Origin of the sequence: Flavobacterium aquariorum, assembly GCF_003254745.1 — a bacterium.
Taxonomy (GTDB): domain Bacteria; phylum Bacteroidota; class Bacteroidia; order Flavobacteriales; family Flavobacteriaceae; genus Flavobacterium; species Flavobacterium aquariorum.
Genome location: NZ_QKXH01000007.1, coordinates 63417 through 86125, shown reverse-complemented (window position 1 = coordinate 86125; position 22709 = coordinate 63417). Strand labels below are relative to the sequence as shown.

The window sequence follows — 22709 nt, the reverse complement described above, 5'->3', positions numbered from 1 at the left end:
AATAGTTTCCTTAAATAGCAATCTCATAATTTCGCTAGCCTACTTTTTGATATTCCTTATAAAAATTCAATTTAAAAAAATTCAATTTATTACTTTTACACTCACAAAATAAAATCAATACCGAGCGTTTCGGAATTAAAATCATAAATCCAATGTCTGCAATAAAAAAAGATTACAAAAGAATTACCACTAAGTCCTTAATCGAGATGAAATCAAATGGAGAAAAAATCTCTATGCTTACGGCTTATGATTATACCATGGCCAAAATTGTGGATACAGCCGGGATTGACGTGATTTTGGTCGGTGATTCTGCCTCCAATGTTATGGCTGGTCACGAAACGACTTTACCTATCACATTGGACCAAATGATTTACCACGCATCATCAGTTGTTAGGGCTGTTGAAAGAGCTTTAGTAGTAGTAGATTTACCTTTTGGAAGCTACCAATCCGATTCTAAAGAGGCTTTACGCTCTTCTATCCGAATCATGAAAGAAAGTGGTGGTCATGCCGTTAAACTGGAAGGTGGCAAGGAAATCAAGGAATCCATCAAAAAAATATTGAATGCAGGAATTCCAGTTATGGGACATTTGGGATTAACGCCACAGTCCATTTATAAATTTGGGACTTATACCGTACGCGCCAAAGAAGAACAAGAAGCCGAAAAATTAATCGAAGATGCCATATTATTGGAAAAATTAGGTTGTTTTGCAATTGTTATCGAAAAAGTTCCTGCAAATTTAGCCGAAAAAGTAGCCAAAAGTATTTCTATTCCTGTTATCGGAATTGGAGCTGGTGGCGGTGTAGATGGTCAAGTATTGGTTATTCACGATATGTTAGGTATGAACAATGAATTCAGTCCTCGTTTCTTGAGACGTTACATGAATCTATACGAAGGAATGACTAAAGCAATCAGTCAGTATGTAGAAGACGTAAAATCTGAGGACTTTCCAAACGAGAAAGAACAATATTAAGACACTAAGTTCCTAAGCTGCTAAGTTTCTAAGTTTGTTTTATCTTAGGAACTTAGCGTCTTAGTCTCTCAGTAACTCAAAAAATCTAATGAAAGTAATTTCAAATAAAAACAATCTCCAAATCCTACACGAAGACAACCATTTAATTGTGGTCAATAAACGTGTAGGTGATATTGTTCAAGGTGACAAAACAGGCGACAAACCATTGAGTGATGTTGTAAAAGAATACATTAAAGACAAATACAACAAGCCTGGTGAAGTGTTTCTTGGAGTAGTGCATCGATTAGACAGGCCTACTACGGGAATCGTGGTTTTTGCCCGTACCAGTAAAGCTTTGACTAGAATGAATGAATTATTCAGTAACAGGGAAACCAAAAAAACATATTGGGCGGTAGTCAAAAACAGACCTGCCAAAAATGAAGACATCCTTGTCCATTATATAAAGAGAAACGAGAAAAACAATACTTCAAAAGCACATGCAAAAGAAGTTCCCGACAGTAAATTGGCCAGTTTGGAGTATAAAATCATCAAAGAATTGGACAATTATTTCGGTCTCGAAATTCAATTGCACACTGGCAGACACCATCAAATAAGAGCACAGCTCTCTGCCATTGGCTCCCCAATAAAAGGGGATCTGAAATATGGTTTTGACAGAAGCAATCCCGATGGAGGGATTCATCTTCATGCCCGAAAACTGGTCTTTGTCCACCCCGTTTCTAAAGAAGAAATTACTATTATTGCCCCAACTCCAGACGAAGTTATTTGGAAAGTTATTTAATATTTTAATGAAAAAAATATTAAATATGAATTTTAAAATTTAACTTGCAGTATATAAATAACCTGTTTTGCAATGAATTACAAATTAAACATTAGTTCAAGAAAAGAAGCTTTAATTAAATTGTTGGATGTAATTATCAAGCATGAAAATGAAATCATCCAGGCCTTATATGATGATTTCAAAAAACCACCTTTTGAGTCAATTGCCACCGAAACCAGCTATGTTATATCCGAATTAAAGGACACTATAAAAAACATCCGAAAATGGTCAAAAATCAGAAGAGTATTCCCTTCTGTTCTTAATTTTCCCTCAACCGACTATATTGTAAAAGAACCTTATGGTAAAGTTTTGATCATTGCTCCTTGGAATTATCCTTTTCAATTAGCGATCTGTCCTTTGGTATCTGCTGTTGCTGCGGGTAATCAAGTAGTTTTAAAACCATCGGAATTGACGCCCAAAACTTCGGCGATATTACTCAAAATTGTTGAAAAATCTTTCCAACATCAGCATGTAAGAGTAATTGAAGGTGGTGTTGAAACCGCACAAAAATTATTAGCACAACGTTGGGATTATATTTTCTTTACCGGAAGCGTTGCAGTTGGAAAAATTGTTGCCAAAGCAGCCGCTGAGCACCTCACCCCCGTAACACTTGAATTAGGCGGAAAAAATCCTTGTATTATTGATGAAACAGCCAATTTAAAATTGGCCGCCAGAAGAATTGTATGGGGAAAATTTATGAATGCAGGACAAACTTGTATTGCCCCTGATTATATTTTGATTCAAGAAGACATGAAAAGCCATTTTGTTGAATTTTTGAAAACAGAAATCACAAAAGCTTATGGTAAAAACCCAAAGAAATCTCCAGATTTTGCTCGGATTGTAAACGAAAAAAACTGTATACGATTAATGAGTTTGATTGAACCCGAAAAAGTAATTTTTGGTGGTGAAACTGATATTGAAGATCACTATATTGCTCCGACTCTAATTGAAGAAAATTCGCTAGACAGTTTACTGATGCAAGAAGAAATATTCGGGCCTATATTACCAATAATCAGCTATAGAGACGAAAAAGAAATATCGCAAACCATTTCAAGATACGAGAAACCACTAGCATTATACGTTTTTACCGACGATAGAAAATTTGCTAGAAAAATAGTTACCACTTTTACATTTGGAGGTGGCTGTGTCAACGATACGGTTATTCATTTTACCAACAAAAGACTTCCTTTTGGTGGTGTTGGCCATAGTGGGATCGGCGCCTATCATGGCCAATTGAGCTTTGATACTTTTTCCCATAAGAAAGGAATTGTAAAAAAAGCAAATTGGCTGGATTTGGATTTACGATATGCTCCCTATGCCAACAAAATAAATATCTTAAAGAAAATACTGAATTGGCTTTAGCAAATGAAAAATTTGCTGGTGAATCTGTAAAATACCCAAGATTACTTCTTTTAAAACTAGCTACCTAAGCTGTTGGTTTAAGTGATTTTTCACCCCATAACTTCCCTGCAAATTCCCAAATAATCTTATTTTTTTAAAAAACTCACTAATAAGTAAGGATTTAATTACGCCAAAGTAGTGTGATTTTACTGAGGTTATTAAGAAAAAACTGTTCCAACTAATTATTTTTATTTTTTTAGGAATTCTGATATTTATCAAGTACTTTGCTTTTAAAATTATCGGACTATTTAACTCTATTTTAAAGATAAACAGGAGAAGTTATATCTTGACCTTTGTTTCCAAAAGTTAAGCACTAGCTATTAAAAATTTGATGATTAAACTGTCAATAACCACGAAATTTACCATAAATACCATATTAACTCTTAAAGAATAAAAAATAGTAAATTTGTCCATTAATTTCAAAATCAATATAATTTTTGATTCTGGAATCTGAGAAAAAACAATTTAAAGACTATTTGAAAAACAATTTTTAAAGTATAACTCAATCTAACCAACATAATTAATCTAATCAAAATGACCCCAACACAAGAAAGATTACAGGATATTAAAAAAAATGGATACCAAATTGATTTCGCTAACGTATTTAATCATGCTTTCGAGAACTATAAAAAGATAGCTCTATATGCAGGATTAGTTCTTTTTATTTTTAGCGTTTTATTTGTCATCTTCATTGGAGTATCGTTAGTATCCGTGATGGGAGTTACTGCAATGACACGCGAACTTTCCCCAGAAAAATTGAAAGTTGAAAATCTGTCCGAATCTAATTTTTTAGTTTTTGGTAGTATAGCACTGATAGTATCTTGCATATTAAGTCCCTTTCAGGCAGCATTTTTAAAAATGGCACATTGTGGAGACCGAGATGAAGAGTTTCATATTTCCGATTTATTTGGGTATTATAAGCTGCCGTATCTTAAAGAAATTATCATATCCACATTTTTAATTTCAGCGATTGGTTTTGCACAAGCTACTTTGCTTTCATATGTTCATTTTGAATTACTTGGAAAAGTAATCACTTATTTCATTTCTTATATCACACTCCTTGTTTCGCCACTTATAATTTTTGGTGATTTAAAAGCAATTGAAGCTATGAAATACAGCATTCTGATTATCTTCAAACAACCTTTTGTTATTCTTGGATTAATAATTGTCGCCTTTATTGGTTCATTAGTAGGTTTTATAGGATGTTGTATCGGTGTATTTTTTACCTTACCGTTTCTGTATTCTATGAATTATGCAATTTATAATGCTATTGTTGGAATTGATGCACAAGAAATCGAATAAATAACTTCAATTTATCTAATAATAAAGTTTTAAAAACCAAATCATAGAAGTAAACATTTTAATCAAATAGTTACCCCAAAAATCTATGTTATTATTTTGTAACATACTGCTCTATTTAAAATTCAACTTTTCTCTACCAAGCTTAGTTTGCATTGCTATGTCATTAAGTTTAGAGTCAACATATATAATAATGAAAAGCTATAGAAATATAACCCTATTAGTAATACTTGTTATATTAATAATAGCATTATTGTATTCAAACACCAAAATTAACTCCATTTTAAAAAACATAGATAACCTTCCTGTAGAAGAATCAGACAAAAGAGAATACCAACTTTATTTATTATTTCTGGGGCTAATAATTCCATTTTTAGAGATACTCTTTGAATTATTTCATGTCAGACCCAAAAGCCTATTAATCAACAACTTTTCAATAGGTTGTTTTTTTCTTTTATTATTTTTAATAAGTGAAAAATCAAAATATTTGTATGATAGAATTAAAACTATCTATATCTTCTTATTTTATCTCTATTCGATGTTAATTGGATACAATATTATATTTCTACAGAATGATATTATTCCCACTTATGCATTTATAGTTTTATTTTTCTTTTCCTATATTATCATTAAACCAATAAAAAAATATTGGATATTTTCAAGTTTTGTCTTTGGCTATTTATTTTTAATTTTTGCTTTTGATTTAGTCCCTGTCAAAAGGGCTATTATACTAATCAATTATGGTATTATGGTATTTATCATAAACCATATAAGACACGTTTCAATAACAAAAATCCAAGAGAAATTTAATTTTACCAATGAAATTGTAAACAAAGGGAACTCGCTTACAATAGCCACTAACAAAAAAGGAGAAGTTACTTTTTGCAGTGATACCATTATTTCTATTTTAGGTTATACTCCAGGTGAGGTAATGGGAATGGGATTTTGGAAACTAACAGAAGATCCTGAATTTATTGGCATTAATTATCATACAAATTTTGTAGACAACCGATTATATGTTAGAAAATTAAAATGTAAAAACGGAGAATATAAATTTATCCAATGGATTGACAAACAATTTTCCGAAGACTCCATAATTGGAATAGGTCAAGATATTACTAATGAAATAAAAATACGAAATCAGTACGAAAACTTAATTCAAACTGCCGTCGATATCATTTTTGAAGCTGATTATAAAGGAAAATTCACCTTTATAAATGATTACGCAATAAAAATTTTAGGATATTCAAAAGAGGAATTCCTAGATAAAAATTTCTCTTCCATAATACGAAAAGATTACGTAACTAATACCATGAGTTTTTACCAAAACATTCTTGATATTGAAGAAAATTTTACCACACTTGAATTTCCTATTATCAAAAAGGATGGAAGTGAATTATGGATTTCTCAAAATGTTTTTATCAGAAGAAATAGTTTTGGAGAAATTGATGGCTATTCAGGAATTGCAAGAGATATTACACTCTTAAGAAACATCGAAAATGAAAAATCAAAAAGACAATACAAAATAGAAAAATACAGCAAAACGTTAAAGGATATAGCGGTATCTAACCATTCTAATAATGGCAATTTTGACCAAACTATCACTAGAATTCTACAAATTACCTCTTTAACATTGGGTGTAAACAGATCTAGTTATTGGATATACGACAAGGATAAAATTATTTGCAATAAACTTTTTGAATCACAAACAAACATATTAGAAAATGAAATTCGATTTTATAGACATGAAAATCTAGGTTATTTCCAGAAAATTGAAAGTAAGCTTCAAGTCGTACAATCAGATATTGGATCTTATGCAACCAACAATAAAATAAAAAGCACATATGTTTACAGCAATAACATATTTTCAACACTCGACACACCTGTTTTCATAGATGGAGAATTAAAAGGCATACTTTCGTACGAAAGTACTGGCGAAATTAGAAATTGGGACAACGAGGATATTAATTTTGCAAAATCTATCTCAGATCTGATTGTAATTGCATTGGCTTCTCAAATGCGATTAGAAATCGAACGAAAATTAGCCTATAAAAGTGAACTTCTTTTGGTTATCAATAAAAACACCAATCAATTTTTATTGCAAAAAAGTACTAGCAAACTCATTATGGGAATTATAAATGAGCTTGGCAAAATAACCTTATCTGAACGGATTTCCTATTTTAAGAAAGATTCAAAAACGCATTTATTTGACCAAAAATGCATGTGGACAAATGAGTTGCAAGATTTTGACACAGTACACCCTAAATTACAGAACCTCTCATTTTCTGAATTTGACAATAATATAAAAGACTTATCGCCTCAACAATTTTTTGAAAGCATAAAAGATAAAATTCAAAATGAAAGGATAAAATTATTTTTAAAGAATTTGAACCCAGATTCAATGCTGTTATTTCCAGTTTTTATTAAAAATGAATTTGATGGTTTTTTTGTATTTGATGATTCAAGCAAAGAGCGTATTTGGAGTAACGATGAAATTTCTATTTTACATTTATTGGTAAAAAACATATCCTCCTCTATCGAAAGAAATATAAACGAAGCTATTATTGAAGAAAGTGAAGAACGATTCCGATTACTCGCAAATAACATCCCAGGAACTGTTTTTCTATCAAATTATGATGAAAAATATACTAAAATTTACCTTAATGACGAAATAGAAAAATTAACAGGTTACCCGAAATCTGATTTCTTAGAAAATAAAATATATTTTATAGACTTAATCCTTTCTCAAGATTTAGAAAATGTTTTATTGAAAAATAAGATTGCTCTGGAGGAAAAAAAACCACTTCATGTTATCTATCGAATTATACATAAAAATGGTTCCATTGTTTGGGTAGAGGAGTTTGGGGATTCAATTATCAAGAATGGTGAAATTGCTTTCATGGAAGGTATATTAATTGATATTACCGAAAAGAAAAAAAATGAGTCCATCGTCAAGGAAAAAGAATTGGCAGAAGCTGCAAATAAAGCTAAATCAGAATTTCTTGCCAACATGAGTCATGAAATACGAACTCCTTTAAACGGAATCATTGGCTATACTGATCTATTAATGAATTCTAAACTGGAAAATACCCAAAAACAGTACATGAGCACCATTAATCAATCGGCTAACATTTTATTGGAAGTTGTAAATGATATTTTGGATTTTTCAAAAATTGAATCTGGAAAACTAGAACTCAATATAGAAAAATATTGTATCGATGACATTATCCTTCAAATAAAAGAACTGATCAATTATCAAGCCCATTCCAAAAATTTAGAAATAAACTATATTATTGAGGAAAATGTGCCAAAATACATTTGGGTAGACTACATCCGTTTAAAGCAAGTACTTATCAATCTATTAACCAATGCTGTTAAATTTACGCATAAAGGAAAAATAGATCTTACCATTTCAGCATTGGAAATTCAAAAAAATCAAACCGCATTGCGTTTTTCAGTAAAAGATACTGGAATCGGAATTCGAAAAAACAACCAGAAAATAATTTTTCAGGCCTTTTCACAAGAAGATAGTTCAACAACCAAAAAATTTGGAGGAACAGGATTAGGGTTGACTATTTCAAATCAATTACTGGGACTAATGAACAGTAAACTACAGATAAACAGTCAATTCAACATAGGGAGTACATTTTTCTTTGATATAAAGCTAAAAAGCAGTAATAAATCAAAACAAAAAAAAGCGATAGATAAAGAAAAAAACATCTCCGAAAATCGTACCTTAACATTAGAAAATGAAGAGCCAAAAATATTGATTGTTGAAGACAACAAAATCAATATGCTTTTGACCAAAACATTAGTCAAACAAATTATTCCAAAATGTAAAATTTATGAATCTGTTGATGGAGAAAAGGCTCTTTTAAAAGCATTGGAAGTTGTTCCAGATATCGTTTTAATGGACATCCAAATGCCTTTAGTCAACGGTTATGAAGCCACAAAAAAAATTCGAGAAATCGAGCAGTTTAAAGACACCATTATTATCGCACTTACCGCTGGAACCGTGATGGGTGAAAAAGAAAAATGTATAGAAGCTGGCATGAACGACTATGTACCCAAACCAATTGTAAAGAAAACACTTGAAGACATTTTAGAAAAATGGTTAAAAGCAAAAAGCAACGCATTATAAAATTGACCTGATTACAAAATCATAAAGTTAATGGAGAATGGCAGTAATATCATTATAAAACTAATACGAACTAGATATGAAATGGATTGGCAGAAGACAAAGCGATAATGTAGAAGACCGCAGAGGTATGTCCTCCGGAGGTAAAACCGCTATTGGCGGCGGAATAATTGGAATTATTATTTTACTTGTAAATGCTTTTGGAGGTGAAAATGCCCAAATGATTACCCCAATTTTAGAGCAATTCAACCAACAGCAAACCACGCAAACCGAAACCAGGCCTTTGACTGATGCAGAAAAAACGGAAGGTGAATTTGTCAAAACACTAATGGCGGATAATGAAGACGTTTGGACCCAAATATTTGAAGAAAACGACCTGACATTCGAAGCCCCAAAACTTATTCTTTTTAGTGGTCAGGTTGAAACCGCCTGCGGAGGAGCCAGTTCGGCTTCAGGCCCTTTTTATTGTCCTGGAGACAGAACCATTTATATGGACATGTCTTTTTTTGAAGAACTGCGGACTAAGTTTGGAGCTAAAGGAGGCGATTTTGCAGTTGCATATGTGATGGCACACGAATTTGGACACCATATACAAACCTTATTGGGGACCTCTGGAAAAGTGCATCAATTGCAACAAAACAAAAGCGAAAAAGAAAGTAATAAGCTTTCTGTTTCTTTAGAATTGCAAGCTGATTTTTATGCAGGTCTCTGGACGCATTATAACGAAAATAAAAATGCAATGCTCGAAGAGGGTGATATTGAAGAAGCATTGAGCGCCGCAAATGCAGTTGGCGATGATGCAATCCAGAAAAAAATGCAAGGTCAAGTAGTTCCTGATTCCTTTACCCACGGTACCTCCGAAGAACGAATGTATTGGTTCAAAAGAGGTTTTGTTTCAGGAGATTTCAAAAAAGGAGATACTTTTTCAGAGCTGAATTAAAATAGATTCAATAGCAATCGCAATGACAATATAAATTCAAAGCCTGAGTGCAATTATTGTTTTTTTTTGATGATGATAAAAAAACAAAATATCTCGCCTAGCCGCGATTGCAGTAGAAATCCTTTTGTGCCGGGGTTCGGCACAAAAGATTGAAACGGAAAGCGGGACAACTGTTGATGAAATATCAAATGTTTCTGCTCCAAATAGCATTAATCAAACTACAATTTCCAACAACTTAAAACAACATCCATCTATCTCAAATCAAACATCTAAAGTAATCAAAGGCAGATCAAATAAATTAGCAGTACCTTTGCGCCAACTTAAAGGAGTAAACTAAATAATAAAGTTTGCTTCATAATCATAATTTATGTCATTCAACTCATTAGGCTTATCTGATGCTTTATTAAAAGCCATCAGCAAAAAAGGGTACACAAACCCTTCCCCAATACAACAAAAAGCAATTCCACCAATTTTAGAAGGCAAAGACGTTTTAGCATCTGCACAGACAGGAACAGGAAAAACGGCAGGCTTTACACTTCCAATATTACAATTGTTATCACAAGGAAAACACTTAAGCCACAGACCCATTCGTGCCTTAATATTAACCCCAACACGAGAACTAGCTGCACAAATATTAGCTAATATAAAAGAATACAGTGAGTTTCTAGATTTACGCAGTACCGTAATTTTTGGCGGTGTAAACCAAAATCCACAGGTTAGTCAATTGCGTCAAGGTGTGGATATTTTAGTAGCAACTCCCGGTCGATTAATCGATTTGCAAAATCAAGGTTTAATATCGCTTTCTAAAGTTGAAATCTTGGTTTTGGATGAAGCAGACCGAATGCTGGACATGGGCTTTTTAAGAGATATTGAGCGCGTGATGAAAGTTTTGCCTCCAAAAAGACAAAACTTGTTATTTTCCGCAACTTTTTCAAAAGACATTAAGAAATTGGCAATGGGTATCTTGCACAAACCAGTTCAGGTTGAAGCCACTCCCGAAAATACAACGGTCGATGCTATCATTCAAAAAATATATCCTGTTGCAAAAGAGAAAAAAACAGAATTGATAATTAAACTTATTACGGAGGGCAACTGGAAACAGATTTTGGTGTTTACACGTACCAAACAGGGCGCCAATAAGCTGACGGAAAGCATGATCAGTTCCGGTATTAAAGCAGCAGCAATTCATGGCAATAAAGGCCAAGGCGCACGTACCAAAGCCTTAGCCGGTTTCAAAAACGGAAGCCTAACCGCTTTGATCGCTACAGATATCGCTGCTCGTGGTTTGGACATTCCATTGTTACCACATGTTATTAATTTCGAATTGCCTAATATTCCAGAAGATTATGTTCACCGAATTGGTAGAACAGGAAGAGCTGGAGCCAGTGGAGAAGCTATTTCTCTATTTAGTCCAGATGAAACTGTTTTTTTACGCGATATCGAAAAATTGGTTGGCCTGAAATTGCCCAAAGAAAACATTAAAGGTTTTGAACCAGATCCTAACGCATCAACTGAACCCATAAAGCAAGGCCAAGGGAGACAACAGCGCAATTCAACTCCCAAGAAACCAAAAACTGATACGACAAGCAGAAGCACAACTAATAGTTTTGGTCCAAGACGTCCAAGTCAAAATAACGACAGGCGCACTACTAGATAATTGCTAAAGCTATCCAAGAACCAGATTTGTATAATTTTTTAGGAGCAGAAGTTTTTCGTTTCTTTTGAAGATAAGTCCCGCTTTATGTTGCAATCTTTTCCTTTTTAAAGAAAAAAGGAAAAGGATTTCCACTGCAATCGGGGCTAAATTATACGTTTTTTATTTCCTTCAAATTTTCTAAAATCTGCAAACAAAAATCTGCGATCTTCTACCCCAACCACCCATCACGATCCAAACTTCTATACTGAATAGCTTCGGCGATATGTCCGGAACCAACCACATCTACTCCCTCCAAATCGGCTATAGTTCTGGAGACTTTCAGAATTCTGTCAAAAGCACGGGCAGAAAGATTCAATCTTTCCATAGCGGTTTTCAACAATTGCAACGAAGCATCATCGAGAGCGCAATGCTCGCGTATTAGTTTCGAACTCATTTGTGCATTATAATGAATATGATCTATTTCTTCGAATCTTTTGGATTGGATTTCACGAGCCGAAGTAACACGTTTTCTTATTTCTACACTACTTTCCCCATTTCTTTTTTCGGTTAATTTATCAAAAGGAACAGGCGTTACTTCAATATGAATATCAATTCTATCCAATAAGGGACCGGAAATTTTACTCAAATAGCGAGTCATTTCATGAGGAGATGAAGTATTGGGAGAATCCGGGTCATTGAAAAATCCACTCGGACTCGGATTCATGCTTGCCACCAACATAAATGACGAGGGATACGTTATCGTAAATTTTGCCCGCGAAATGGTTACTTCCCTATCTTCCAATGGCTGTCGCATTACTTCCAGTACTTCACGTTTAAACTCGGGCAATTCATCCAAAAACAAAACTCCATTGTGTGCCAACGAAATTTCGCCAGGTTGCGGATAACTTCCTCCTCCCACAAGCGCCACTGATGAAGCTGTATGATGTGGACTCCGAAAAGGACGCTGATTCATTAAGCCGACATCCTTTATTTTTCCTGCAACACTGTGAATTTTTGTGGTTTCCAAAGCTTCTTTTAAAGTCATTGGAGGCAAAATACTAGGCAATCGTTTAGCAATCATCGTCTTTCCAGAACCTGGGGGACCTATCAAAATAATATTATGTCCGCCCGCAGCCGCAATTTCCATACACCGTTTGATAGATTCTTGTCCCCTAACTTCGGCAAAATCAAATTCTGGAAAATCTAAGGTCTTATAAAACTCGGCTCTAGTGTCTATAGTAGTGGGCACTAATGTTCCTTTTCCTTCAAAAAAATCAATGACTTCCAATACATTCTCCACACCGTAAACTTCAAGACCAGTCACAATTGCCGCTTCTTTTACGTTTTGTTTAGGCAGGAAGAAACCTTTAAAACCCTCTTCTTTGGCTTTAATGGCAATAGGAAGTCCCCCTTTTATAGGCTGTAAACTTCCGTCAAGTGAAAGTTCACCCATAATCAGGTATTTGTCCACTTCATCTGATTTGATTTGTCCTGATGCGGCAAGAATCCCGATGGCAAGGGTCAAATCATAGGCTGAACCTTCCTTCCGTAAATCGGCGGGAGCCATATTGATGGTTATTTTTTTAACAGGGAGACTGTAACCATTATTTTTCAAGGCGGCAGCAATGCGATAACTGCTTTCTTTTATAGCATTATCTGGCAAACCTACCAAGTGATAGCCTACACCTTTATCAATATTCACTTCCACAGTGATGGTTGTTGCATCTACTCCAAAAACAGCACTTCCGTAAACTTTGATTAACATATAAAATAGTTTTGTTTAAATGTAAATACTATTTTACTTCAAACCAAAAATATTTAATCAAATTCTTACTTATATAACAATTTTATGTTTCAATACATTTTAATTTACAAATACACCAACCCAATTTGCTTCCTGACTTCATCCACAATTGAAATAAGATCCAGGCTATTTTGATGCGACCAAAGCTGGCTTTCTATTTCCTTTCCCCTGATACAGGTATGACATTCTTCAATTTCGTAGGTATAACCTTTACCAAGAGTTGGCCTTTTGATTTTTTCTTTATGGTCATCCTGAATTAAAGTATAGGACTCAGTCATGTACCAAGGAGAATTTAGATTAATGCGGCCTTGAGTGCCACTTATCGAAGCTTTTAAATTAGAAGAAGATAAAAAACTGGAATGCAATATTGCTTGGGCTGTTTCATATTGCAAAATGATGGACGTTTGCAAGTCGGCACCAGTGGAATGAAAATTAGATTTAGCCACAATTTCTTTGGGAATTCCCATCATCAAATAAGCCAAAAACAAGGGATACACCCCAACATCCATCAATGAACCCCCTCCAAGTTTTGTATCTGTCATTCTATTACCTTCAAGGTCTTCGACTGCAAAAGCAAAATCAGCATTAAGGTATTTCACATCGCCAATTACCCCGTTTTGAACATGATACAGCGCTTCCCGCACCGAAGGATTGAAACGAGTCCAGAACGCCTCCATAAAAAACTTGTTGCATTCTTTGGCCGTTTTAATCATCTGCAAAGCATCTTGATAATGCAAAGCAATTGGCTTTTCACACAACACATGCTTGTTGTTTTGCAATGCTTTGATGGTTAGCTCTGCGTGGGAATCGTGTGGTGTGGCAATATAAAGGATATCGACACTTTCGTCTTGAAAGAGTTCTTCATACGATCCATACGCTTTTGGACATTGGAAAAGATTCGCAAACTCCTGGGCTTTGTCAAGATTTCTGGAAGCTACTGCACAAAGCTCAGCCGATTTGACTAATTGTAATTCCTTGGCAAATTGATTGGCAATCTTTCCCAAACCAATAATTCCCCACTTTATTTTTATACTATTTCCCATTAGAGACTTGTCTTTTTAATAAGTAAATATAAGGGTTTTAAAGAACCTGAAAGCTGTATTTGGTAATGTTAACCTAAAAATTACCGCAAAGTTCACAAAGAATTATGCGAAGTCTACAAAGATTTCAGTGCCTTGGGCTTCCTTTGTGAACTTTGCGGTTAAACAATATTAAGGTTTATCTCTCCCGATAAATCTTTCTTTTCCAAGTAAAAAGTTTACAGCTCTCAAAACGTTTTTATCAATGGATTCTTCGGTCTTTAAAAACGATATATACCTAACAATTTCCAATTGAAGTGACGGTCTTAAACTGTCGAAGATTCTTTGAGCATCTGGATTTTCGTTTAGTGCTAGGATTAATTTGGAATGCATCGGAACTACTCTTTCTTCTGGGTCAAAAGCAATTTCAAAAGTGGCAATATCCCCTACTTCTTTTTTGGCTATTTTTCGCATGGGCGTATTTAAGTACAGCCGCCAATGTCCTCTGTATTTAATTAGTGTTTGAATAAACTCATGTCCTTCAATTTTTATTTTGACAGGGATTTTTCCCTTGTCTTTATTGGCTTCCTTGAAAATGGAATCCAAAACGGAGTCTGGCAGAAAAACAAATGGGTTCACTCCTATTATTTGAATTTCTGCTGGAAATTTATTTGTTACCATAAAATCTAATCATTTAATAAATAAACCGTTCCAATGTGGCCAAGAAATTTCCCATAATATGCATCGCAATTGGAGTATAAATTGATTTTGTAAATTGTCTAGCATAATTTACTTTTTTGGAAAGCTTACTCAAAAGCAAACCCCTAAAAATAAGTTCTTCGGATATTGGCGCCAAAATGACGGCACCAACAATTCTTATGATGGAAGGAAAGAATGCATGATTCCATTTGTCTATTTCTAAAATTCCCAATTTATAAAGAAAAAATTCTGTCAATAGAATAAATCCCAGAAATCCAAAAGTAAAAAAGAAAAAGTGAGTCATTGAATTTGGTTTTTGCAAACCCAAATCTACTGCCCGGTCAATTTTTCTTCTTTTGCTGGCAATAAACAAACCTGCCAAAATCATCACAAAAGGAACTACTCTAATTAACGCAGATTTTATTTCTTCATTCATCTTGTTAGCTTTCTGTTAGCGAATTTAATGGTAAACGAAAATACAAATTATAAACCAAAAATAGCTTAGCAGCAATAAACTAGCAATCCGATGACCGTGAAAATTAATAGAAAGAGGGTAATTACTTGTCTGAAGATTACAAATGAGATTCCGAAGCGTATATCGGGCATTCTGAAGCATACATCAGGGCATTATTTTTTCACCTGATATTCTAAAATCCGTAACTTAGTATATCACTAAACTTTACGATTATGAAAGTTTTATTTTTTATTATTCTTCTGTTTTTAGTACAATCATGTGCCACAAAAAAGGATACTAAGAAACAACTGCTGCCTGAAAGAATAAAATCAGCAACCGAAGAAACATATGTAGTTGGAAATAATGAGAAAAAGCTTTTGCGCAAAAAGCAAATGCTCTTTACCAAAAATGGCCGAATCAAATACTCCAAAACTCTAGACGCTACGGGTAATCTATTGCAGGAAAGCAAAAAGAAATTATGGTTTGTAGTGGAATCTTATCCAGATAAAGAACCTTATTACTGTAAAACACGTTGGAAACCTAAGCAACGGGAACGCATCAGCTGCTATACCAAAAAACAGTACAAACAAAATGAAGCCATTTATCATTATAACAAAAATGGAACGATTAATAAAATAGTAGATAATTTTCCACCTTTCTACACACAGTATATTTTTATTATACCAACAATGAACTCTCTAAAATTTTTGTAAAGAACAAAAATGATACACTTATTGATGAAGTTTTAATACACTGCGAAACCAAAGATGAAAAAGGAACTTGTTTAAAAGAGATTAGAATTTCGAAGAAAACAAACAATATAGAAGAAATCCTTATATCTCCAGATTATTATTAATGTAAAGTAACTTGTTTTAGTAATTCTTCGAAAATTTAATAGCAAATTTTGATATTGGAATGTTTTGGTTAATCCAAATAATGAACTTAATTTAGTACCAACCTTCTTGTGACAAGTGAAAATTATAGACAATATTTACTCACTTCATACTGGGCAATTTTAAATGTTAAGCATGACAACAACAACCGAACACAATGAACGAATCGCAAAACTGACTTTTGCTTCGGTATATCCGCTCTATGTAGTCAAAGTTGAGAAAAAAGGAAGAACCAAGGAAGAATTACATCAAGTAATTGAGTGGCTCACTGGTTTTAATGAAAAAGATCTGCGAGTACTGATTGATGAAAATTTGTCATTTGAAACATTTTTTCAGAAAGCCAAACTAAATAGTAATGCCCACTTAATTACGGGCGTTATCTGTGGCTATCGGGTGGAAGAAATTACAAATCCGTTGACAAAACAGGTACGATATTTAGACAAATTAGTGGATGAATTGGCGAAAGGAAAAAAGATGGACAAGATTTTACGGAAAGCATAAATTATCGATAATGACAAAAAAAGAAAAAATAAATCAAGCCATAACCCATTTTGTTAAGGGAGGAGATACAAGTGATGTACAATTATTGGACAAAGTACTTCATGATGATTTTAGGGTTACAAATAATGGCTTCATGGGAACTCCCGGAATAACTATTATTGACAAACAGAAATACTTATCAAATATAAAAGAGGGCATTTTTGGCGGATTGCCCAGAAAAATGATCATTGAAAGCATTGATGAAAGTGACTCTATCGCTATCGTAAAACTGCGTTTGGAAAGCGCCGAAAATCATTTTGTTTCGTATAATTCTCTCGTATTGGACACGGATAATGAATGGAAACTTATCAATAATCTTGCTGTTGTTGAGCCAAAAAAATAATTTCCAAAATAGTTTTCAAAAATAACCTCGTTTAAATCCGTTTGAACGAGGTTACATTTTTAATAAAGTATGGTGTTTGTGGAGTTTCCTTTTTTCGTATTTTCGTTTAGCCAAAAAAAACTGCTACCAATTCTCCAACCCCAGCAAGCACTAGAAAAAACTTAACGCCCAATAACATATAAAATGAGACTACCTCCATACGACATTTTCCCAATTATCACTGGTGACACAATCTCGTTGCGAGAAATTATGATTGAGGACATTGATAACCTTATTGAAATTTCATTTTATGATGCTATTCAGGCAACTACACTTCAAGAAGCGACTGAGATGCAAGATAAAATAAACAAAGACTATCTTGATGGGAATTCCATTCATTGGGGCATTGCAGACAATGCTACAAATAAAATTATTGGGACTTGCGGTTACTATCGTGGGTTTGACCGGGAAGCAGGCGAACTTGGTTGTGTTTTATTACCGCAATACCGTGGACAAGGTTTTATGACTTCGGCTATGCTATTGGCTATTGGCTTTGGAATAGATACTATCCAACTAAAACGAGTTTGGGCTGCAACAACTAAACAAAATGAGAAAGCAATAAAGCTTCTTGAGAACCTTAACTTTATTAAAATTGCTGATTTGGACGATGACGAAATGGAATACGAATTAAGACAGAACACATGAAAAAACAACTTCCTATAACAATCTTTATTCTACTAGGAATAATTTTGGCTTTGTTTTCATTTATCAGTCCTAAAGACCAAGTAATTAATATTTATGACACTTATTATATAATAAGTTCTTCTCACTTTGGAATTGTTTTATTGCTGCTATTTTTAATTCCTGTCCTTTTATCATTTACTTTCCAAAAATTCATTTCAAAGAAATTGATATGGGCTCAACTACTGTTTTTTGCAATGCCTTTGACTTACTTCATGATATATGACATCATTACCCAGCCCTATTCTCCTGGATATTATTTTGCACATCCCTTTCTTTCAGAATTGCAAGCCGTTTATTTACCAATAGGATTTCTTTTCATTTTTCTAGTTAGTATTGTTCTGTTAATTTTCAATTCTATATATTCAGTCGTGAAATTCATTAAAAATTAAGCGAATAAAAATCAAAACTCGCTCGCTTTTCCTAAAGATCTTATATACCCGCGTAAGGGATAGAAGCTGGCTACCGAAGTAGCGCGGATAGCCCGACCCCGCGGCACAAAGGGGCTGCATAAGCGGTACTATAAATAAGCCCCTTTGTGCCGTGGGGTTACGCCCACACAATCTTTGTAGAACTGATGAAGTAAATGAGAACCGTGATTTTGTCTGAAATTGTAATGCTGAAACAAGTAAATTCTTTAAATTTGATTCAAATAATTTTAAAAAAATACCATGGGACTATTTAATGCCATTTTAGGCAATGCATCGGAAGTAAATCTTGAAAATCTTTCTAAGGAATTTGAACCTTTATTGATAGATGGCGAAAGAATCGAAAAAGGATACAAGGTTATTAAGGATATGTTTGTTTTCACGAATAAAAGACTGATTTTGGTCGAAAAACAATTGGTGGGCAGTAAGGTGGATTACCTTTCGATTCCCTATACTTCGATTAAAAAATTCTCTAAGGAAAGCGCTGGAATTCTGGACATGGATGCCGAGTTGAAGATTTGGCTGGCTGGTGAAGATGCTCCTATTTCTAAACAATTTGGCAAAGGTGGAAATAACATCAATGAAGTATATCAAATCCTGAGTCAGCATATATTGAAGTAATTATAAGAAAATAGAGGTAAGAAGCAAGAATAAAGATTTTTGTCTTAACTCTTTCTTCTTGCCTCTTGCCTCTTTCTCCTTTTTTTTGAATACTTCATCTTAACTCTTTTAAAACCTAGCACTTATGAAAATAATCATTCGCACTTTTAAGCTCAAATTAAAGCACACTTTCACGATTTCGAGAGAGTCGCACGATATTCAGCCTACATTGATTGTGGAATTGCAAAGCGAGGGATTTTCGGGTTTTGGTGAGGCGACTTCAAATCCGTATTACAATATTACGGTGGATAGTATGAGAGCTCATTTGGAAGCCATTATTCCGTTTATAGAATCACACAATGACGAAACTCCTGAGGAATTTTGGTATGCCGCTTCGGCTTTATTAAAAAATGATATGTTCGCTTTATGCGCTTTGGATATGGCTTACAATGATTTGTATGCTAAGAAAAAAGGAAAAAAACTATACGAGCTTTGGGGAACTTCTCCTTTGCACAATCCTAAAACCGATTATACAATTGGGATTGACAAATTGGATAAAATGGTGATGAAGTTAAAAGAAATGCCTTGGCCAATTTATAAAATTAAGCTGGGAACCAAAGACGACATTGCCATTGTTACCGAATTGCGTAAACATACCGATGCACGTTTCCGAATCGATGCCAATTGCGGCTGGACGGTTACCGAAACACTTAATAATGCGATTGCCCTAAAAAAACTGGGTGTTGAATTCCTAGAACAACCTATGAAAGCGGATCAATGGGCGGCGCATAAAGAGGTTTTCAAACATTCTGTACTACCTATTATTGCTGATGAAAGTTGTATTGTAGAGGAAGATGTTGCTAAATGCCACAACCATTTTCACGGGGTGAATATAAAGCTAGTGAAATGTGGAGGTCTTACACCTGCCCGAAGAATGATTGCCGAAGCCAAACACTATGGTATGAAAACAATGGTGGGTTGTATGACGGAATCCACGGTTGGTATTTCAGCTATTGCACATTTACTGCCAGAGTTAGATTATGTAGACATGGATGGTGCTTTATTATTGTCTGAAGATATTGCTACTGGTGTTACAATTACAGACGGAATTATTCATTATGCAGATTCAAACGGAATAGGCGCCAGTTTAATAAATCGATAATTTGATGGAGGTAAACGAGATCCCCAATAGAGTATTTTATAAGGACGGAGAAGAGTTTCTATACTTTGGTGGTACCAATTATTTGGGTGTTACGACCCTACCTGAGTTCCAAAATATTCTATTGGCAAGCCTCCAAAAATGGGGAACGAGTTATGGAAGCTCCCGTTCAGCGAACATCCAACTGGACGTTTACAAAACTGCCGAAGATTTACTGGCTCAACAAATAGGAACCGAATCTGTTGTCACCGTTTCGTCAGGAATGCTGGCTGGAAAACTGGCTTTGGAACAACTACAGCACACCACCGATTTGGTTTTTCATTTCCCAAATACACATCCCGCTTTATTGCACCCCTTTTCGTTACCGTTAATTCAAAGCGGGAAACTCAATCCTTTTCTGCTCGATCCAACCGTTTTAAGAATTGGAATCGTTGCGGATGCTATTCCGTCGCTAGAAGTTACTCCCATTGATCTGGATGTACTTCAAGATATCCCAAGTGATAAAGAAATTACTTTACTGCTTGACGAATCTCATAGCATTGGAATCCTAGGAAATCATGGACAAGGTGTTTTAAATCAATATGAACTTCCAAATGTTCATCACAAAATAATTATTGCATCACTGGGAAAAGCTTTAGGCCTTTCGGGTGGCATTATTGCTGGGAATTCTCAATTTATAGACAAAATAAAAAAACAGCAAAATTTTGTGGGAGCCTCTGGAATGAATCCTGCTTTTTTGGAAACCTTTGTAAATGCCCAAACTCTTTATCATTTGCAAAGACAACAACTAAAAGATAACTTGAATTATGTTTTCAAGCATTTAATTCCCAACACCGCTTTTACATTTACCAAAGATTATCCTGCAATTTATTTTGACCATGAGGAACTGCTGCAATTGCTCTTGGACAATAACATTATTCCAACATCCTTTCCTTATCCAACGGCTTCCGGAAAATTGAGTCGGATTGTAATTAGCGCCCACCATACCAAAACCGACTTGGATAAAATGGTTCAACAACTGAATACTTTTACACAAATGAATTCTGGCTTTGAAGGTGACATTAGATTTGTGTTGTAATTTATAGTATTTTGATCCAATAGGTTAAAATTAATTGCAATCGACTCTATTTTTTATAACAATGTATTACTCAATTATTAGATCTATAACTCCAAACTGATAATTCACTATAAATTGAAATAAACAGCTACAATTTATACAATCAGTCTTTTGTATTGTAGACAAAAAAACAACCAAAATTAAATTATTGTTATTTTTTAATGATTTTTACATCCACCATCTAAAATATAGGGGGTTCAAAATACAAAAATGATAAAAATAACAAACACACATCTGTTTTAACAGGGCGATCGAAATGATTTTTTATTTTTGCATCAAAAAAATATAAAATAATTCAAAATGCGGAAAATAGTTTTAAGTGTGATTCTCATCACGATTCTGGTACTATCCTATTGCTCTAATTACTTTTTAACTAGCCACAAAACAAATCTTTTAGAAATTTCAAAATTTGACACTGGTGATATTGCTTGGATGCTTGTAGCTTCTGCATTGGTATTACTGATGACACCTGGATTAGGATTCTTTTATGGCGGTATGGTCGGCAAAAAAAATGTCATCAGCACTATGCTTCAAAGCTTTATGGCAATGATTATCGTAACTGTTTTATGGGTGCTTATTGCTTTTGGATTATCGTTTGGACCTTCAATTGGAGGCATTATTGGAAACCCTATACCATATATCTTTTTTCAAGGAGTCGGAATTGGCACTTCATGGAAATTAGCTCCAACAATTCCTTTTTTGTTGTTTGCACTATTCCAGGCTAAATTCGCTATTATAACACCTGCTATAGTAACAGGAGCTTTTGCAGAACGTATTCGTTTTTGGGCTTATCTATTATTCATGGTGCTTTTTATACTTTTTGTATACGCTCCATTAGCACATATGACATGGCATCCCGATGGATTACTGTATAATTTTGGAGTATTGGATTTTGCAGGAGGAACAGTTGTGCATATGAGTGCAGGATGGGCAGCGCTTGCCGGAGCTATCTTTTTAGGAAAACGCAAATCACCAAAACCAACTCCAGCACGTATTACTTATGTATTATTAGGAACTGGTTTATTATGGTTTGGATGGTTTGGCTTCAATGCCGGATCTGCCATGGGAGCAAACGGTCTTGCCGCACAAGCACTTGGAACAACAACCGTTGCTGCTGCAGTCGCCTCAATGACTTGGGTATTTCTTGATAAAATTATGGGACACAAACTTTCCGCAATGGGCGCTTGTATTGGTGCAGTAGTTGGACTGGTAACTATCACACCAGCAGCAGGATTTGTAAGCATGCCACATGCAATCACTATGGGAATTATTGGAAGTATAATCAGCAATATTACTGTTAGTAAATTTCATAAATTTAAAATCGATGACGCTTTAGATGTATTTGCATGTCACGGTGTTGGCGGAATGGTCGGAATGGTATTAACTGGAGTTTTTGCTTCTACAGATATCAACCCTGCAGTAATTAATCAAGGACTTGCTTTTGGCGAAACCAAATTATTCACTCATCAAATAATTGCACTTGTTGGAGTTTCTATTTTCGCTTTCATAATGTCCTACTTTCTTTTTTATATCGTTAATAAAATCACACCTCTAAGAGTTTCTGAAGAAAAAGAACAACTTGGACTCGACATCACACAACACGGAGAATATTTATAATTTCTATCTTCAACTATAAAACCAAAACACTCTAAGAAATTAGAGTGTTTTTTTTTTGCGCCATTTCAGCCATCAGTAAATTCATTATATCAAGCAGATCACTCCCGAACAATG

20 protein-coding genes are annotated in these 22709 nt (G+C 34.3%); 16 read left to right on the top strand and 4 right to left on the bottom strand.

Annotated elements, in window-relative coordinates; translation table 11 throughout:
- Positions 1-152: 152 nt before the first annotated feature.
- The 7 genes from panB to DOS84_RS11850 all read left to right on the top strand — a co-directional run bounded on the left by panB (position 153) and on the right by DOS84_RS11850 (position 11223).
- Positions 153-971 carry a 3-methyl-2-oxobutanoate hydroxymethyltransferase gene (gene panB / locus DOS84_RS11885; RefSeq protein ID WP_111410350.1) on the top strand — a complete coding sequence of 273 codons (819 nt, stop codon included), beginning with the start codon at positions 153-155 and terminating at the stop codon, positions 969-971.
- A gap of 88 nt (positions 972-1059) precedes the next feature.
- Positions 1060-1749 carry an RluA family pseudouridine synthase gene (locus DOS84_RS11880; RefSeq protein ID WP_111410349.1) on the top strand — a complete coding sequence of 230 codons (690 nt, stop codon included), beginning with the start codon at positions 1060-1062 and terminating at the stop codon, positions 1747-1749.
- Positions 1750-1821: 72 nt separating this feature from the next.
- On the top strand, positions 1822-3150 hold the full coding sequence (locus DOS84_RS11875) for an aldehyde dehydrogenase (RefSeq protein WP_111410348.1): 1329 nt from the start codon (positions 1822-1824) through the stop codon (positions 3148-3150).
- Between the two features lie 573 nt (positions 3151-3723).
- Positions 3724-4491 carry a DUF2189 domain-containing protein gene (locus DOS84_RS11870; protein ID WP_111410347.1) on the top strand — a complete coding sequence of 256 codons (768 nt, stop codon included), beginning with the start codon at positions 3724-3726 and terminating at the stop codon, positions 4489-4491.
- Between the two features lie 745 nt (positions 4492-5236).
- Complete coding sequence (locus tag DOS84_RS11865; RefSeq protein WP_165830430.1) at positions 5237-8629, top strand: PAS domain S-box protein; 3393 nt, start codon at positions 5237-5239, stop codon at positions 8627-8629.
- A gap of 76 nt (positions 8630-8705) precedes the next feature.
- Positions 8706-9566 carry a KPN_02809 family neutral zinc metallopeptidase gene (ypfJ, locus tag DOS84_RS11860; protein ID WP_111410345.1) on the top strand — a complete coding sequence of 287 codons (861 nt, stop codon included), beginning with the start codon at positions 8706-8708 and terminating at the stop codon, positions 9564-9566.
- Positions 9567-9933: 367 nt separating this feature from the next.
- Complete coding sequence (locus DOS84_RS11850) at positions 9934-11223, top strand: DEAD/DEAH box helicase (protein ID WP_111410343.1); 1290 nt, start codon at positions 9934-9936, stop codon at positions 11221-11223.
- Between the two features lie 208 nt (positions 11224-11431).
- Here DOS84_RS11850 and DOS84_RS11845 read toward each other — a convergent pair whose 3' ends face one another.
- From DOS84_RS11845 to DOS84_RS11830, 4 genes are all read right to left on the bottom strand, one after another.
- On the bottom strand, positions 11432-12967 hold the full coding sequence (locus tag DOS84_RS11845) for a YifB family Mg chelatase-like AAA ATPase (RefSeq protein ID WP_111410342.1): 1536 nt from the start codon (positions 12965-12967) through the stop codon (positions 11432-11434).
- 104 nt (positions 12968-13071) lie between these two features.
- Complete coding sequence (locus tag DOS84_RS11840) at positions 13072-14049, bottom strand: Gfo/Idh/MocA family protein (RefSeq protein ID WP_111410341.1); 978 nt, start codon at positions 14047-14049, stop codon at positions 13072-13074.
- A gap of 168 nt (positions 14050-14217) precedes the next feature.
- Entirely contained in the window at positions 14218-14706 is a 489-nt protein-coding gene (locus DOS84_RS11835) for a DUF1905 domain-containing protein (RefSeq protein WP_111410340.1), read from the bottom strand.
- Between the two features lie 13 nt (positions 14707-14719).
- Complete coding sequence (locus DOS84_RS11830) at positions 14720-15160, bottom strand: CPBP family intramembrane glutamic endopeptidase (RefSeq protein ID WP_111410339.1); 441 nt, start codon at positions 15158-15160, stop codon at positions 14720-14722.
- Positions 15161-15411: 251 nt separating this feature from the next.
- Here DOS84_RS11830 and DOS84_RS11825 point away from each other — a divergent pair, with 251 nt between their 5' ends.
- The 9 genes from DOS84_RS11825 to DOS84_RS11785 all read left to right on the top strand — a co-directional run bounded on the left by DOS84_RS11825 (position 15412) and on the right by DOS84_RS11785 (position 22595).
- Positions 15412-15891 carry a hypothetical protein gene (locus tag DOS84_RS11825; protein ID WP_111410338.1) on the top strand — a complete coding sequence of 160 codons (480 nt, stop codon included), beginning with the start codon at positions 15412-15414 and terminating at the stop codon, positions 15889-15891.
- A 315-nt stretch (positions 15892-16206) separates the two neighbouring features.
- A complete protein-coding gene (locus DOS84_RS11820) occupies positions 16207-16572 on the top strand; it encodes a DUF2200 domain-containing protein (protein ID WP_111410337.1) in 366 nt (121 codons plus the stop codon).
- A gap of 10 nt (positions 16573-16582) precedes the next feature.
- Entirely contained in the window at positions 16583-16954 is a 372-nt protein-coding gene (locus DOS84_RS11815) for a nuclear transport factor 2 family protein (protein ID WP_165830429.1), read from the top strand.
- 183 nt (positions 16955-17137) lie between these two features.
- Positions 17138-17638 (top strand): GNAT family N-acetyltransferase, encoded by a 501-nt coding sequence (locus tag DOS84_RS11810; RefSeq protein ID WP_111410335.1) that lies wholly within the window; start codon positions 17138-17140, stop codon positions 17636-17638.
- Positions 17635-18066: a hypothetical protein gene (locus DOS84_RS11805; RefSeq protein ID WP_111410334.1), complete on the top strand. Its 432-nt coding sequence runs from the start codon at positions 17635-17637 to the stop codon at positions 18064-18066. The genes DOS84_RS11810 and DOS84_RS11805 overlap by 4 nt, the downstream gene beginning before the upstream one ends.
- Positions 18067-18345: 279 nt before the next feature.
- On the top strand, positions 18346-18723 hold the full coding sequence (locus DOS84_RS11800) for a PH domain-containing protein (protein ID WP_111410333.1): 378 nt from the start codon (positions 18346-18348) through the stop codon (positions 18721-18723).
- A 124-nt stretch (positions 18724-18847) separates the two neighbouring features.
- Positions 18848-19864, top strand: coding sequence for a dipeptide epimerase (locus tag DOS84_RS11795; RefSeq protein ID WP_111410332.1), 1017 nt, complete (start codon positions 18848-18850; stop codon positions 19862-19864).
- Between the two features lie 4 nt (positions 19865-19868).
- Positions 19869-20939 carry an aminotransferase class I/II-fold pyridoxal phosphate-dependent enzyme gene (locus DOS84_RS11790; protein WP_111410331.1) on the top strand — a complete coding sequence of 357 codons (1071 nt, stop codon included), beginning with the start codon at positions 19869-19871 and terminating at the stop codon, positions 20937-20939.
- 339 nt (positions 20940-21278) lie between these two features.
- On the top strand, positions 21279-22595 hold the full coding sequence (locus DOS84_RS11785; protein ID WP_111410330.1) for an ammonium transporter: 1317 nt from the start codon (positions 21279-21281) through the stop codon (positions 22593-22595).
- Positions 22596-22709 lie beyond the last annotated feature (114 nt).

Bases quoted from the DNA above. Each gene is read 5' to 3' on its own strand.
- DOS84_RS11790 (WP_111410331.1), top strand. From the start codon at position 19,869: ATGGAGGTAAACGAGATCCCCAATAGAGTATTTTATAAGGACGGAGAA.
- DOS84_RS11810 (WP_111410335.1), top strand. From the start codon at position 17,138: ATGAGACTACCTCCATACGACATTTTCCCAATTATCACTGGTGACACA.
- DOS84_RS11880 (WP_111410349.1), top strand. From the start codon at position 1,060: ATGAAAGTAATTTCAAATAAAAACAATCTCCAAATCCTACACGAAGAC.
- DOS84_RS11800 (WP_111410333.1), top strand. From the start codon at position 18,346: ATGGGACTATTTAATGCCATTTTAGGCAATGCATCGGAAGTAAATCTT.
- DOS84_RS11795 (WP_111410332.1), top strand. From the start codon at position 18,848: ATGAAAATAATCATTCGCACTTTTAAGCTCAAATTAAAGCACACTTTC.
- DOS84_RS11870 (WP_111410347.1), top strand. From the start codon at position 3,724: ATGACCCCAACACAAGAAAGATTACAGGATATTAAAAAAAATGGATAC.
- DOS84_RS11830 (WP_111410339.1), bottom strand. From the start codon at position 15,160: ATGAATGAAGAAATAAAATCTGCGTTAATTAGAGTAGTTCCTTTTGTG.
- DOS84_RS11840 (WP_111410341.1), bottom strand. From the start codon at position 14,049: ATGGGAAATAGTATAAAAATAAAGTGGGGAATTATTGGTTTGGGAAAG.
- DOS84_RS11875 (WP_111410348.1), top strand. From the start codon at position 1,822: ATGAATTACAAATTAAACATTAGTTCAAGAAAAGAAGCTTTAATTAAA.
- ypfJ (WP_111410345.1), top strand. From the start codon at position 8,706: ATGAAATGGATTGGCAGAAGACAAAGCGATAATGTAGAAGACCGCAGA.
- DOS84_RS11815 (WP_165830429.1), top strand. From the start codon at position 16,583: ATGACAAAAAAAGAAAAAATAAATCAAGCCATAACCCATTTTGTTAAG.
- DOS84_RS11865 (WP_165830430.1), top strand. From the start codon at position 5,237: ATGGTATTTATCATAAACCATATAAGACACGTTTCAATAACAAAAATC.
- DOS84_RS11845 (WP_111410342.1), bottom strand. From the start codon at position 12,967: ATGTTAATCAAAGTTTACGGAAGTGCTGTTTTTGGAGTAGATGCAACA.
- DOS84_RS11820 (WP_111410337.1), top strand. From the start codon at position 16,207: ATGACAACAACAACCGAACACAATGAACGAATCGCAAAACTGACTTTT.
- panB (WP_111410350.1), top strand. From the start codon at position 153: ATGTCTGCAATAAAAAAAGATTACAAAAGAATTACCACTAAGTCCTTA.
- DOS84_RS11835 (WP_111410340.1), bottom strand. From the start codon at position 14,706: ATGGTAACAAATAAATTTCCAGCAGAAATTCAAATAATAGGAGTGAAC.
- DOS84_RS11850 (WP_111410343.1), top strand. From the start codon at position 9,934: ATGTCATTCAACTCATTAGGCTTATCTGATGCTTTATTAAAAGCCATC.
- DOS84_RS11825 (WP_111410338.1), top strand. From the start codon at position 15,412: ATGAAAGTTTTATTTTTTATTATTCTTCTGTTTTTAGTACAATCATGT.
- DOS84_RS11785 (WP_111410330.1), top strand. From the start codon at position 21,279: ATGCGGAAAATAGTTTTAAGTGTGATTCTCATCACGATTCTGGTACTA.
- DOS84_RS11805 (WP_111410334.1), top strand. From the start codon at position 17,635: ATGAAAAAACAACTTCCTATAACAATCTTTATTCTACTAGGAATAATT.